Origin of the sequence: Umezawaea endophytica (assembly GCF_025061645.1) — a bacterium.
Classification (GTDB): Bacteria; Actinomycetota; Actinomycetes; order Mycobacteriales; family Pseudonocardiaceae; genus Umezawaea; species Umezawaea endophytica.
In genome coordinates this window covers 15,384-29,313 of sequence record NZ_JANYMP010000028.1, presented here as the reverse complement: position 1 = coordinate 29,313, position 13,930 = coordinate 15,384, and the positions used below count along the sequence as shown (strand labels likewise).

Sequence of the window (13,930 nt, the reverse complement as noted above, 5' to 3'; positions counted from 1 at the left end):
ACTTCGAGTGAGGAGATGGACCCCGTGGCAGGAGCACGCGTGATCCCGTTGCACGGTGCTGACCGCAACCAGGCATCCCCGACCGCCAGGCCCCGCAGGCCAAGGCCGGTCCCGCACCACCAGACCCCGGCAGAGGACCCCCCGCTGACCGTGGCACCGGAACCGCAGGAACAGCAGGAAAGGCCTTCGGACTGGGAACAGCGCCTGGGCGGCCTGCTGGACTTCGTCCGCAGACGCATGGCGGGCGACTACGAGGTGGACGAGTTCGGCTTCGACGCGGACCTCACCGACAACATCATCATGCCCCCGCTGAAACCGCTGTACGAGAAGTGGTTCCGCGTGGAAACCATCGGCATCCACAACATCCCAGCAGAGGGCGGCGCCCTCCTGGTGGCAAACCACTCGGGCACCCTCCCCCTGGACGCCACCATGACCGCCTACGCGGTAGCAAACGAACACCCCAGCAAACGCCACCTGCGCATGCTGGGCGCAGACCTGGTCTTCAAGACTCCGTTGTTGGGCGCACTGGCCAGAAAATCCGGCCAAACCCTGGCCTGCAACCCAGACGCAGAACGCCTGCTCAGCTCAGGCGAGGTAGTAGGCGTCTGGCCAGAAGGCTTCAAGGGCATCGGCAAACCCTTCAAAGACCGCTACAAGCTACAACGATTCGGCAGAGGCGGCTTCGTCTCAGCAGCATTGAACACCGGCGTCCCCATCATCCCCGTCTCCATAGTAGGAGCCGAAGAGATCTACCCCATGATCGGCGACATCAAAGCACTGGCAAGACTCTTCGGCTTCCCCTACTTCCCCATCACCCCAACCTTCCCACTACTGGGCCCACTGGGCGCCATTCCACTACCGTCGAAGTGGTACATAGAATTCGGCGAACCAATCCACACCAACAACTTCGGCGAAAACGCAGCAGACGACCCGATGCTCGTCTTCAACCTGACTGACCAGGTGAGAGAAACCATCCAACAAACCCTGTACAGACTTCTGACGCAACGCAGAAACGTCTTCCTGGGCTAAAAAAACGTCTTCCTGGGCTAAAAACCAGCCCCCACCAAACGCAACACGCCCCACAAAACCGTGGCCGATTTTACTTGGGGGATTTGCCCCTTAAACTTGCGTCGGACGGCAGCTTCACCTCTGCCCTTTATTGTCCGACGAAGGGGCAAATCTAGGGGCCCCAAGTCAAATCGGCCACACCACCGCTGCAACCAGCGCCCACAGCCGACCACGCTGGGACCTGCACTTACCACCCGGCGACCACGCTGGAACGCGACAAGCCGCCACCCACCTCAACCCTCAAGCATGCCGACGCCGATAAGCCACCCCAGCGGCAACGGCTCCAGCCAAAACCCCAGCCCCCAACACAGACGGCACCCCTATTTTCGCCGCCTTCCTCCCAGTCCGGAAATCCCGAACCTCCCACCCCCGCCGCCGAGCAGTCTCCCTCAACCCGGAATCCGGGTTGACCGCCACAGCATTCCCCACAACAGACAACATCGGCACATCATTAGCCGAATCCGAATAAGCCGTACACCGCCGAAGGTTCAACCCTTCCTTGGCCGCCAAAGCCCGAACAGCCTGAGCCTTAGCCTTCCCATGCAGCAAATCCCCCACAAGCCGCCCGGTATAAACAAAATTCTCCGACTCGGCCACGGTCCCCAACGCCCCGGTCAACCCCAACCGCCGAGCGATGATCTGAGCCAACTCCACCGGCGTGGCCGTAACAAGCCAAACCCGCTGCCCAGCATCCAGGTGCTTCTGCGCCAAAGCCTGAGTACCGGTCCAGATCCGATCCACCATCAACTCGTCGTAGATCTCCTCACCCAGCGAGATCAGCTCGGCCACCGACCGCCCAGCCACGAACGACAAAGCCTGCTCGCGCATCGCCTTCACGCTCTGCGGGTCCTCCCGCCCCCCGACCCGGAACTTCAACTGCTGCCACACGAACCCGGCGAGGTCCGAGGTGTTGAAGTAGTCCCGAGCGGCCAACCCCCGCGCGAAGTGGAACATCGACGCACCCATCATCATGGTGTTGTCGACGTCGAAGAACGCGGCGGCGGTCAGGTCCGTGGCCCGTTCGGCCGGGTCGTCCATGGGCAGCGCGGCGGCGAGGGCGGCCTCTGCCGAGGCCTCTCCGGCCAGCGCGGCCGCCCGTTCACGATCGGCCGAGCTCTCTACACGCCTCCATGACACAGCCAGCGCCTCCTGGTCAACCTGCGAGCTCCCGCACCAGCGTAGCGATCAGGATCCGAACGCAACGCCTGGCAGTCCAGGGAGTGGCAAAGGCAACGGAACGGTGATCGTCGGCAGCCCGATCGACGGAACGGTCGGGAGCACCGACGTGATCGGCGGCAGCAGGCCCGACCCGGTCGTCGGCACCGTCGGGTTCGGGGCGGGAACCCCGGTCGGCACCGGCGCCGCGGGCGGCAGCGGAGCGGACGTCACGGTGGCCGCGGGTGCGCTGACCAGCACGGACGGGGTCGACGACGACGGCGGCGCCGGAACGGGCGTGGTGGAGGAGCACGGCGAGGTGGCGGGCAGCGGCCCGACGTCGTCCGCGGTCCCGGACGTCACCGGGGAGCAGCCGGTGCGCGCCCGCAGGTCCGCTGTCCGCTGCGAGATCCGGGCCAGGAGGTTCAGCGAAGTAGCCGATCGGGTCACGGCGGCTTCGGGAAGCCGTGTCCGCAGGTCCGTCAGCCGGGCGTACTGGACCCGCGTCCACTCGTCCAGCGTCGCCAGCACCCGCTCGTCCGAGTTCGTCCCGATCGCGGCCAGTTCCCGCGAGCCCGCCGCGGCGTCGGCGTCGAAGTCCGTCAACGCCGTCAGGTACGCGCCGAGCGGTCCGTCGTCGGCGTACTTGTCCGCCAGCGTCTCCAGCTCGGCGAGCCGCGCGGCGGCGAACTCCAGCCGCTTCAGCGCCTTCGACTCGTCGCCGAACGTGAACCCGAGCGACGCGGACTCGGCGGTCCGCTTCATCCCGTACAGGGTGTCGCCGGGCAGCGCGTCACGGCTCAGCAGCAGGCTCATCCCGGCCAGCGAGAGCACCAGGCAGAGCGCTGCCGCCGCAGCGACGGCTAACCGGCCGCGAGCGCTCGACCTGCGGGGCTCGAGGATCGTGACGGCGGCGGTGGGGCGGTCGGCGTCGAGGATCCGCCTGCGCATCCGCTCGCGGGCCGCGGCGTCGGGACCGCTGGTCTCGGCGGCCCTCCGCAGCACGTCGACCACCGCGAGTTCACCTGCCAGCTCGGGATCGACGCTCTCCGGGCGCGACTCGACGGCACGAGCGAACCGCTCGTGCTGCCTGCGACGCCCAAGCGGCGTGATACCTCTGCCCACCATCCCGCACCATCTCGACTTCGACGACCTGACCCGCACAACGACGAGGAGTGCGCGGGGGTTACGCGAACGGGGCCTCTGCGATGGTGATCACCGCAACCAGGCGGGCAGCAACGTGGCCAACCGCCGCACCGCGCGGTGCTGAAGCGCCTTGATCGCGCCCTCGTTGCGCCCCATCCTGGCGGCCGTCTCGGCCACCGACAACCCCTGGATGAACCTCAGGGTGATGCACTCCCGCTGGTCCTCGCCGAGCTGGCCCACGCACCGCAGCAGCTCGGTGTTGGTCGCGTCGGTGAGGACCTCCTGCTCAGGGCCGCTCGCGACCTCGCGGTTGTCCGCGAGCTCGGCGGTGGTGATCTCCAGGCGGTACCGGCTCGACTTCACGTGGTCGTAGACGATGTTCCTGGCGATCGTGACGAACCACGCGCCCACGTCGCGGCCCTGGTAGCTCACCGACCCGATGCTCCGCAGGGCCCGGAGGAACGTCTCGCTCGTCACGTCCTCGGCCAGGTCGCGGTCGCCGACGCGGAACAGCACGTAGCGGTAGACGACGTCCACGTACCGGTCGTAGAGCACACCGAACGCGGCCGTGTCGCCCTCCTGGGCGGCGCGGACCAGGTCCCACGGCGTCTGCGCCGTGTCGATGTCGGACTCCTCGGCCGTGGTGGACTGCCCTCCTGCGCTCCGCCCGGAGCGGAACGTCCTGATGGACCGGGCGTTGTTCGCGCGTCCCCTGGGGATCATCGGGTAGCGGCTCCTCCACAGGATCGCCGTGGCGAGAGCATACGTGTTGTTACTCCTTAGTAGGTAGCGGTGGGTCGTCACGGTTTCACGACGTACGAGCCATGCCTACATGACGGGAGCCATGCGTGACAGACTGCGACGAGCGTGAAGAGCGTTCATCAGGAGGTCACCTTGACCGAGTCTGCCCGCAACGTCGCCGACCTGGTCAGCGCTTCGGCGCTGCGCGGATCGCAGCACACGGCGTTGATCGACGTGGCGAGCGGTGCGCAGTACACCTGGGGCCAGGTGGACGCGGCGGTGAACGCGCAGGCCCGAGCGCTGGTGGACGCCGGTGTCGCACCCGGTGACCGGGTCGTCGTGCGCCTGCCCACCGGCCCGGAGTTCTGCGTCGCCGTGTTCGGCGTGCTGAGGGCGGGCGGGGTCGTCGTCCCCGCCGGGCCCGGTCAGCCGCTACGGGAACTCGAACGCCTGGTCTCCGACAGCGGCGCCCGCCTGCTCCTGGGTGACGGCGGCGGCGCGGAGATCCCGGTGATGGGCCCGCCCGCGCTGGTCGTCGCCGACGAGCCGGAGTTCGCGCCCGTCGGCGGGGGCGAGGACGTGGCCGTGCTCGGGTACACGTCCGGCACGTCCGGTGTGCCCCGCGGCGCGATGTTGTCCCATCGGGCGCTGTTGGCGAACGTGGGGCAGTGCGCCGATCTTCGACCCGCGCCGGTGACCGCCGGGGACCGGGTGTTGCTGGCGTTGCCGTTGTTCCACGTCTACGGGCTGGGGCCGGGGTTGTTCCAGGTGGCCGGGGCCGGGGCTACCGCGGTGCTGTTGGAGCGGTTTGACGCCGAGGCTGCGTTGGACGCGGTTCGGGAGCACCGGATCACGACCGTGGTGGGTGTGCCGCCGATGTACCAGGCGGTGTTGGCGCTTCCCGTGGAGAGGTTGGGGGAGAGCCTGTCGACGGTGCGGTTGTTCACGTCCGGTGCGGCGCCGTTGTCCAAGGGGATTCTGGACGCGATGCGCAGTGCTGTTGGGCTGCCTGTTTATGAGGGGTACGGGCTTACCGAGACCGGGCCGGTTTTGACCTCCACGTTGGTGGGGGGTTATCCGAAGCCCGGGTCTGTTGGGCGGCCGTTGCCTGGGGTGGAATTGCGGTTGGTCGACACCGATGGGCGGGTGTTGGACCAGGATGAGGATGAGCCGGGGACCGGGTTGGTTTCGGTGCGCGGGGCTAATTTGTTCAGCGGGTATTGGCCCGATGGGGGGCATGGGCCGGATGCCGAGGGGTGGTTCCGGACCGGGGATGTCGGGTATTTGGACGCTGAAGGGGATTTGCACCTGGTGGATCGGGCTGGGGACCTGATCATTGTGAACGGGTTCAATGTTTACCCGCATGAGGTGGAGAGGGTGTTGGGGGAGTTGGAAGGGGTCGCTGAGGCGGCTGCTGTGGGGGTGCCCGATGAGCGGACCGGGGAGGCGGTGAAGGCCGTTCTGGTGCTGCGGGAGGGTGTTGAGGTGGATGAGGATGCCGTGGTGAGGCATTGTGCGGCTCGGTTGGCGAAGTTCAAGGTGCCTGTGGTGGTGGAGTTCGTGGGGGAGTTGCCGCATTCGGCCACGGGGAAGTTGGCTCGGTCGCGGTTGAGGATTCCGTTGGTTTGATGGGGGCCGGGGGCTTTCGGGTGGGTGCGGTTGCGTACCGGGGGTGCTGTTGGTGGGGTGGCCGATTTGACTTGGGGCCCCTAGATTTGCCCCTTCGTCGGACAATAAAGGGCAGAGGTGAAGCTGCCGTCCGACGCAAGTTTAAGGGGCAAATCCCCCAAGTAAAATCGGCCACGCTGCGTAGGCGGCGTTGCGGGTCGTAGGTGGTTGGGTGCTGTGGCACCGGTTTGTTGGTGGTTGGGTGCTGTTGGTGCGGGTTTGTGGTGGTGGGAGATGGTGGTGGTGTGACTCATTACGTGACGTTGTTGACTCGTGTTGATTGCCATGCTTGTGAGCGGGCCGTTGTTGATGTTTCGCGTATCTGTGGCGAGTTGAATGTTCGCTGGTCGGTTTCTGATGTTGATTCTGATCGTTCGTTGCGGGCTGAGTATGGGGATCGGGTGCCGGTGATCCTTGTTGATGGTGAGGAGCACGGGTACTGGGAGGTGGAGGAGGAGCGGCTTCGGGCTGCGTTGACCGGGTGATTGGTCTCGTCGGCTGGTTACCGTCTGCTTACGTCCGTCTACCCCGCCGGCGAACCGGCTTGCTGTGGGCGTCGAATGTGCAGCATGGAGTCTTCCGCAGAGCCGGCGCCTGGAGCGCCTCGTCTTGCTGTGCCTGTCGCGGCGTTGATCGGGGTGTTGGCGGTTGCCGTGGCGCTTGCTGTCGGGCATCTCGTCGCTGGGGTTGTGGGGCCGTCGGCTTCGCCGTTCCTCGCTGTTGGCAACACGGCGATCGATCTGACGCCTCTTCAGCTCAAGGATTTCGCGGTTCGCACGTTCGGCACCTACGACAAGCTCGTGCTGTTGGGTGGCATGGCGTTGGTGTTGCTTGGTGCGGCTGTGGTGGCCGGGGTGTTGTCTCGGCGTAGTTCGTTGCCTGGGTCGATCCTTGCTGGTGCGCTGGGGTTGCTCGGGGTGGCTGCTGTGTTGGCGCGGCCTGACAGCGGGCAGTTGAGCGTGTTGGCGCCGATCGCGAGTCTGGTCGCTGGGATCGCGGTGTTCCGGTGGTTGCACCGGGCTGCTCTCTCCGTGCGGGAGGTGCCGCAGGAGGGTGGGCGGCGGAAGTTGTTGATCGCGCTCGGGGCCACCGCTGTCGGGGCCGGGGTTGCCGGGGTGTTGGGGCAGTTCCTGGGGAATCGGATCGACGTGGAGGGGTCGCGGGCGGCTGTTGGGGCGATCAAGCCCTCGAAGCCTGCGCCGGAGATTCCGGTTGGTGCGGACTTCTCCGGGCAGGGCACGCCGTCGTTCATCACGCCGAACGGGGACTTCTACCGGGTGGACACCGCGTTGAGCGTGCCGCGGTTGCGGGCCGAGGACTGGTCGTTGCGGATCCACGGGATGGTCGACAAGGAGTTGACGCTCAGCTACGAGGACCTGCGGTCGCGGGAACTGGTGGAGCGGACGATCACGATGACGTGCGTGTCCAACGAGGTCGGTGGGCCGTACGTGTCCACGTCGAACTTCACCGGGGTGCTGTTGCGGGACGTGCTGATGGAGGCCGGGGTGAAGCCCGGTGCCGATCAGCTCTTCGGCACGAGTTCCGACGGGTGGACCGCTGGGACGCCGGTCGACGTCGTCATGGAGGCCGAGCGCGGGGCGCTGCTGGCGCTGGGCATGAACGGGGAGCCGCTGCCGGTGGAGCACGGGTTCCCGGTGCGGATGGTCGTGCCCGGCCTGTACGGGTACATCTCGGCCACCAAGTGGCTGGTCGACCTGGAGCTGACGACGTTCGACGCGAAGCAGTCGTACTGGATCGACCGCGGCTGGGGGCGGCTCGGGCCGATCAAGCCGATGTCGCGGATCGACACGCCGAAGGGCCTGAGCAGGCTGACCGGTGGCGGCAAGACGACCGTGTCGGGTGTCGCCTGGGCGCAGCCGAAGGGGGTCGCGAAGGTCGAGGTGCGGGTCGACGGCGGGGCGTGGCAGGACGCGACGTTGTCCGCGGACGTCAACGACAGCTCGTGGCGGATGTGGAAGGTCGAGCTCGACCTCCCCGCCGGGGGTCACCAGGTCGAGTGCCGGGCCACCGACAAATCGGGATTCGTGCAGCCTCAGGCGCGTGTCGCACCCATCCCGGACGGGGCCACCGGGTGGCATTCAGCCTTCTTCACGGTAGAAAAATAAACTCCATCGGGTGAAAGCCGAACCGGATCGCCGAGCGCTTCGAATGTCCCCATGACTAGCGAAGCAGAAAATCAACAAGGAGTGATCCGCGTGAGGAAGACCCAGCTCGCCATCGTCGGTGCGATCGCCGCCGCCACCCTGTCGATCGCGGCCTGCGGCAGCGGCGACACCGCCTCCTCCGGTAGCTCGTCCACCGCCGGTGCCGCGACCACCACGACCGCAGCGCCCACCAGCTCGTCGGCCATGGCCGGTGCGGCTGACGGCGTCACCCAGACCACGGACGTCTTCGGCGCGGGCTGTGCGTCCGTCCCGCAGGACCCGGCGAACAAGGGCTCGCTCCAGGGCATGGTGTCCGACCCGGTCGCCACCGCCGCGAGCAACAACCCGCTGCTCACGAAGCTGGTGGCGGCCGTCGGCGCGGCCAACCTCGGCGACACCCTGAACTCGCAGGCCGCGATCACCGTGTTCGCGCCGTACGACCCCGCGTTCGCCGAGCTGGGCGACGCCAAGTTCGCGGAGCTGGCCGCCGACCCGGCGACCCTCGGCAAGATCCTCCAGTACCACGTCGTCGGCAAGCGCTACGACGCCAAGGGCCTCGAGGCCGCCAAGACGGTCGACTCGCTCACCGGCCAGAAGCTGACGATCGCGGGCACCGGCGACACGATGACCGTCAACGGCGCCCCGGTGCTGTGCGGCAACATCCCCACCAAGAACGCCACCGTGTTCGTCATCGGCAAGGTGCTCAGCCCGCCCGCCGCGTAATTCTCCGAATTCTCCACGACGGGGCGGTGCCGCCCGGCGAACAATCGCCGGTGCGGCACCGCTCCGCTGTTCTTCCGCCCGGCCGCGAGCATTTCGCGGACCGGGCGGTTCTCGTTGTGCGGAATGGCGTGACCTGTGCTGTGCGTTTCGCTCTTTACACGCGAAAGTGTCGAATTCATCCGACCACAGGACGTCCGGTCGTGAACTGAATCGGTAGAGGCCCTCCCACCCGTGCCGGAAGGGCGACGAGAGTCACCCGATTCGTGGTCCGACCCGCAGGTGACGGCCTGTGACCAGCGGCTTGCCGCCGTGACGCGAAGATCGCCGACTTTGTGCACGCCTTCACAAGCGGTACGGTGGTGGTGTCACACCGTCAGATGCCGGAGCGGTTTCACCGCTCGATGCCGACGGGTCCGTGCGTCGACTTTCGTGTGTTGTGAGGAGTTCCAGCGTGGTGGCTCAGCGGGGCGAGGGTGACGAGGTCGTGACCACCGCCACGGGGATGCCCGCCGTCCAAGGGGCGCCGATCGTGCCCGAGCAGGACGAGGTCGTCGTCCGCGAACGGGCCCGCGCGATCCCCGAGGCCGCCGTCGCCCGCCTCGCGGTGTACCTGCGGGTGCTGTCCGGCATGGTCGACCAGGGCGTGACGACGATCTCCAGCGAGGAGCTGTCCGCGGCCGCCGGGGTCAACTCGGCGAAGCTCCGCAAGGACCTCTCGTACGTCGGCTCGTACGGCACGCGCGGCGTCGGCTACGACGTCGAGGTGCTCGTCAGCCACATAGAGCGCATCCTCGGCCTGACCCGCAAGCACAGCGTCGCGGTGGTCGGGATCGGTAATCTTGGTCACGCGCTCGCCAACTACGGCGGCTTCCAGAGCCGCGGCTTCCCCGTCGCCGCGCTCTTCGACGTCGACGAGGACCTGACCGGGGTGCCGGTGGGTGGCATACCTGTCAACCACATCGACGACATCACGGCCGTCTGCGTCGAGCGCGAGGTGTCGATCGGCGTCATCGCGACACCGCCGCAGGCCGCGCAGGCCGTCTGCGACCGTTTGGTATCGGCGGGCGTCCAGTGCATCCTGAACTTCGCACCGGTCGTCCTCCAGGTCCCGGACGACGTCGAGGTGCGCAAGGTCGACCTGGCCGTCGAGATGCAGATCCTGTCGTTCCACGTGGCGCGGCGGGCTGACGAGGCCTCGGCCGAGCAGGCGGCGAACGACTTGATCAACGGAGTGGGCGTGGACAGGGTGGTGATTCGCCCGTGAGTGCGCGAATCGGCTCGACCGTGAGCCGAACAGCTCGCGGAGACGTGGTGACGGCATGAGTGTGCTTGTCGTCGGTCTCTCGCACCGCACCGCCCCCGTCCCCGTGCTCGAACGGGTCACCGTCTCCGAGCCGGACCTGGGCAAGGTCCTGGAAGAGCTGCTGCGCAGCCCGAGCGTCTCCGAGGCGATGCTGCTCTCGACCTGCAACCGGGTCGAGGTCTACGCCGTCGTCGAGACGTTCCACGGCGGCATGAACGACGTGGTGGGTGTCCTCGCGGCCCAGGCGGGCGCCGAGCCCGCCGAGCTGTTCGAGCACCTCTACGTGCACTACGCCGCCGCGGCCGTCGAGCACGTGTTCCGCGTCGCGGGCGGCCTGGACTCGATGGTCGTCGGCGAGGCCCAGATCCTCGGCCAGCTCCGCTCGTCGTACACGACGGCGGACGCCGCGGGCACGGTCGGCCGCGCGCTGCACGAGCTGGCGCAGAACGCGCTGCGCGTCGGCAAGCGCGTGCACACCGAGACCGGGATCGACCACGCGGGCGCCTCCGTCGTCTCCGAGGCCCTCTCCGACGCCGAGGCCGTGCTCAGCGGCTCCTCCGGCACGGCGGGCCTCGCGGGCCGCCGCGCCCTGGTCGTCGGCGCCGGGTCGATGGGCGGTCTCGCCACCGCCCACCTGCGCCGCGCGGGCATCGGCGAGGTCGTCATCGCCAACCGCACGGCCGCCAACGGCGCCCGGCTGGCCCAGTCGCTGGTCGCCGAGGGCGTGCCCGCCAGCTCCGTCGACCTCGTGGAGCTGCGCTCCGAGCTGGCCGACGCGGACGTGGTGTTCGCCTGCACCGGCTCGATGGACACCGTCGTCGGCGTCGACCTGCTGGCCGCCGCACTGCTCGACCGCGACCCGAGCCGCCCGCTGGTGATCTGCGACCTCGGTCTGCCCAAGGACGTCGACCCCGCCGCCGCCGACCTGGCGGGCGTGACCGTGGTCGACCTCGAAACGCTCCAGCGCAGGCTGACCGACGCCCCCACCGGGCAGGACGCCGCGCGCGCCACCGAGATCATCGGCGAGGAGGTCCGCGGGTACCTCGCGGGCCAGCGCTCCGCCGAGGTGACCCCGACCGTGACAGCGCTGCGCAAGCGCGCCGCCGAGGTGGTCGACGCCGAGCTGCTGCGCCTGGACACGCGGCTGCCGGAACTGGACGCCGCCGTGCGCGGCGAGCTCGCCAAGACGGTCCGCCGCGTCGTCGACAAGCTCCTGCACACCCCGACCGTGAGGGTGAAGGAACTGGCGTCGGCCCCCGGTGGCGCGGGGTACGCCGAAGCGCTGCGCGAGCTGTTCGGGCTCGACCCGAGCACCCCTGCCGCCGTCAGCCAGTCCCGTTCAGAGCAAGCCACCGGAGACCCGCTCGCGGGGTCGCGCACGAATACAGGTGAGAAGCGGTGAACCGCATCCTCAGGATCGGCACCCGCGGGAGTGCACTGGCACTCGCGCAGACGGGCCACGTCGCCGAAGCACTCGAGAAAGCCGGGGCGAAGGTGGCGATCGTCGTGGTCTCCACCCCCGGTGACCGCTCCTCCGCCCCCATCGCGGAGATCGGCGTCGGTGTCTTCACCTCCGCGCTGCGCGACGCGCTGGCGGCGGACGAGATCGACATCGCCGTGCACTCGTACAAGGACCTGCCCACCGCACCGGACCCGCGTCTGGTGCTCGCCGCCGTGCCGCCCCGCGAAGACCCGCGGGACGCGCTCGTCGCCCGTGACGGCCTCACCCTCGGGGAGCTGCCCGTCGGATCGACCGTCGGCACCGGCTCGCCGCGGCGGGCCGCGCAGCTCGAAGCGCTCGGCCTGGGACTCACCATCGTCCCGCTGCGCGGCAACGTCGACACCCGCATCCGCAAGGTCGTGGACGGCGAGCTCGACGCCGTCGTGCTGGCCCGTGCGGGGATCGCGCGCCTCGGCCGCTCCGCCGAGATCACCGAGACCTTGGAGCCGATCCAGATGCTCCCCGCGCCCGCCCAGGGCGCTCTAGCAGTGGAGTGCCGGGTCGACGACGTCGACACCGAGCACCTCCTCCAGTCCACGTTGGACGACTCGTCCAGTAGGGCCGCGGTAACCGCGGAGCGCGCCATGTTGGCCGCGCTCGAAGCTGGTTGCAGCGCGCCGGTCGGCGCACTGGCCGATGTGGTGGAAGACCTCGACGATGACGGCGCGGTCGTGTACCGCCTGTCGTTGCGCGGGGTCGCGGCGACTCCGGAGAACGACATGCTCCGAGCGTCCGCCACCGGTGACTTGACCGCAGCAGAGGAACTCGGCCGCGCGCTGGCCGCCGAGTTGCTCGACCTCGGGGCCGCGGTGCTCAGCGGCCCAGAGGCGTAGATGGGGAGTGCCCTGATGACCCGCGCACGCAAGACCCCCGGCCGAGTCGCATTCGTGGGCTCCGGCCCCGGCGACACCGGGCTGCTCACCGTCCGGGCCCACGACCTGCTCGCGAGGGCTGAACTCGTGGTCGCGGACCCCGATGTGCCAAGCGACATCGTCGCGCTGGTGCCAGAGGGCGTCGAGGTCAGGCCCGCCGTGGGCGAGCCCGCGGACGTGGCGAAGGACCTCGTCGCCGAGGCGAAGAACGGCCACACCGTCGTCCGGCTCGTCGCGGGCGACCCGCTCACGCTCGACTCGGTGGTGAAGGAGGCGCAGGCCGTCTCCCGCACCAGCATCGCGTTCGACGTGGTGCCGGGAGTTCCCGCCGGCACCGCGGTGCCCGCCTACGCGGGTGTCGCGCTCGGCGCCGTGCACACCGAGGTCGACGTCCGCGGCACGGTGGACTGGGCGGGCCTCGCGGCCGCGCCCGGCACGCTCGTGCTGCACGCCAGCGGCAGCCACCTCGCCGAGGCGGCGTCGTCGCTGGTGGAACACGGCGTCGCACCGCAGACCCCGGTCGCGGTGACCGTCGACGGCACCGGCTTCGGCCAACGCACCATCGACACCACGCTCGCCTCGCTGGCCTCGGACGCGGGTGACCTCTCCGGTCCGCTCGTCGTCACGGTCGGCGCGGCCGTCGCGGGTCGCGCCCGGCTCTCCTGGTGGGAGTCGCGCGCGCTGTACGGCTGGCGCGTGCTGGTGCCCCGCACCAAGGAGCAGGCGGGCGCGATGAGCGACCGGCTGCACTCGCACGGCGCCATCCCGGTGGAGGTCCCGACCATCTCGGTCGAGCCGCCCCGCAGCCCCGCGCAGATGGAGCGGTCGGTCAAGGGTCTCGTCGACGGCCGCTACCAGTGGGTCGTCTTCACCTCGACCAACGCCGTCCGCGCGGTGTGGGAGAAGTTCCGCGAGTTCGGCCTGGACGCCCGCGCGTTCTCCGGCGTGAAGATCGCCTGCGTCGGCGAGAGCACGGCCGCGAAGGTCCGCTCGTTCGGGATCATCCCCGAACTGGTGCCGTCGGGGGAGCAGTCCAGCGAAGGCCTGCTGAACGACTTCCCGCCGTACGACGACATCCTGGACCCGGTCGACCGGGTGCTGCTGCCGCGCGCCGACATCGCCACCGAAACCCTCGCCGCCGGTCTCCGCGACCGCGGCTGGGAGATCGACGACGTCACGGCGTACCGCACGGTGCGGGCGGCCCCGCCGCCCGCCGACACCCGCGAGATGATCAAGTCCGGCGGTTTCGACGCGGTGTGCTTCACCTCGTCGTCCACCGTCCGGAACCTGGTCGGCATCGCGGGCAAGCCGCACGCGCGGACCCTGGTGGCCTGCATCGGCCCGCAGACCGCCGAGACGGCCCGCGAGTTCGGCCTCCGGGTCGACGTGCAGCCGGAGGAGGCGAACGTCCCGGCGCTCGTCGACGCGCTGGCCCAGCACGCCGCGCGCCTGCGTGCCGAGGGCGCGCTGCCGCCGCCGCGCAAGACCAAGCGCCTGCGCCGCTCCTGAGCCAGACCGATGCACCTCTGAGGCCATGCTCGGGACACACGTCCTGAACATGGCCTCAGTGGTTTCCGAACCCCACCCC

General features: G+C 69.0%; 12 protein-coding genes. 9 read left to right on the top strand and 3 right to left on the bottom strand.

Features of this window, described 5'->3' with window-relative positions; translation table 11 throughout:
* The first annotated feature begins 15 nt into the window (after positions 1-15).
* Positions 16-1,029 (top strand): lysophospholipid acyltransferase family protein, encoded by a 1,014-nt coding sequence (locus NZH93_RS39705; protein WP_259628472.1) that lies wholly within the window; start codon positions 16-18, stop codon positions 1,027-1,029.
* Between the two features lie 279 nt (positions 1,030-1,308).
* Here NZH93_RS39705 and NZH93_RS39700 read toward each other — a convergent pair whose 3' ends face one another.
* The 3 genes from NZH93_RS39700 to NZH93_RS39690 form a co-directional block, all read right to left on the bottom strand.
* Positions 1,309-2,205, bottom strand: a complete 897-nt coding sequence (locus NZH93_RS39700; RefSeq protein WP_259628471.1) for an HAD family hydrolase — start codon at positions 2,203-2,205, stop codon at positions 1,309-1,311.
* 48 nt (positions 2,206-2,253) lie between these two features.
* Positions 2,254-3,351: a DUF5667 domain-containing protein gene (locus NZH93_RS39695; RefSeq protein ID WP_259628470.1), complete on the bottom strand. Its 1,098-nt coding sequence runs from the start codon at positions 3,349-3,351 to the stop codon at positions 2,254-2,256.
* A gap of 87 nt (positions 3,352-3,438) precedes the next feature.
* Positions 3,439-4,092 (bottom strand): sigma-70 family RNA polymerase sigma factor, encoded by a 654-nt coding sequence (locus tag NZH93_RS39690; protein ID WP_259628469.1) that lies wholly within the window; start codon positions 4,090-4,092, stop codon positions 3,439-3,441.
* 171 nt (positions 4,093-4,263) lie between these two features.
* On the opposite strand from NZH93_RS39690, the gene NZH93_RS39685 reads away from it, so the two are divergent.
* From NZH93_RS39685 to NZH93_RS39650, 8 genes are all read left to right on the top strand, one after another.
* Positions 4,264-5,739, top strand: a complete 1,476-nt coding sequence (locus tag NZH93_RS39685) for an AMP-binding protein (RefSeq protein ID WP_259628468.1) — start codon at positions 4,264-4,266, stop codon at positions 5,737-5,739.
* Between the two features lie 284 nt (positions 5,740-6,023).
* The gene (locus NZH93_RS39680; protein WP_259628467.1) at positions 6,024-6,263 is read left to right on the top strand and encodes a glutaredoxin family protein; all 240 of its coding nucleotides are present in this window, start codon (positions 6,024-6,026) and stop codon (positions 6,261-6,263) included.
* Between the two features lie 84 nt (positions 6,264-6,347).
* A complete protein-coding gene (locus tag NZH93_RS39675) occupies positions 6,348-7,904 on the top strand; it encodes a molybdopterin-dependent oxidoreductase (RefSeq protein ID WP_259628466.1) in 1,557 nt (518 codons plus the stop codon).
* Positions 7,905-7,994: 90 nt separating this feature from the next.
* Positions 7,995-8,666, top strand: a complete 672-nt coding sequence (locus NZH93_RS39670; protein WP_259628465.1) for a fasciclin domain-containing protein — start codon at positions 7,995-7,997, stop codon at positions 8,664-8,666.
* Positions 8,667-9,168: 502 nt separating this feature from the next.
* A complete protein-coding gene (locus NZH93_RS39665) occupies positions 9,169-9,930 on the top strand; it encodes a redox-sensing transcriptional repressor Rex (protein WP_259628571.1) in 762 nt (253 codons plus the stop codon).
* Between the two features lie 55 nt (positions 9,931-9,985).
* Positions 9,986-11,371 (top strand): glutamyl-tRNA reductase, encoded by a 1,386-nt coding sequence (locus NZH93_RS39660; protein WP_259628464.1) that lies wholly within the window; start codon positions 9,986-9,988, stop codon positions 11,369-11,371.
* Positions 11,368-12,303 (top strand): hydroxymethylbilane synthase, encoded by a 936-nt coding sequence (gene hemC, locus NZH93_RS39655; protein ID WP_259628463.1) that lies wholly within the window; start codon positions 11,368-11,370, stop codon positions 12,301-12,303. Before NZH93_RS39660 ends, hemC begins: the two co-directional genes overlap by 4 nt.
* 15 nt (positions 12,304-12,318) lie before the next feature.
* Positions 12,319-13,851 carry a bifunctional uroporphyrinogen-III C-methyltransferase/uroporphyrinogen-III synthase gene (locus NZH93_RS39650; RefSeq protein ID WP_106187000.1) on the top strand — a complete coding sequence of 511 codons (1,533 nt, stop codon included), beginning with the start codon at positions 12,319-12,321 and terminating at the stop codon, positions 13,849-13,851.
* Positions 13,852-13,930: the final 79 nt, after the last annotated feature.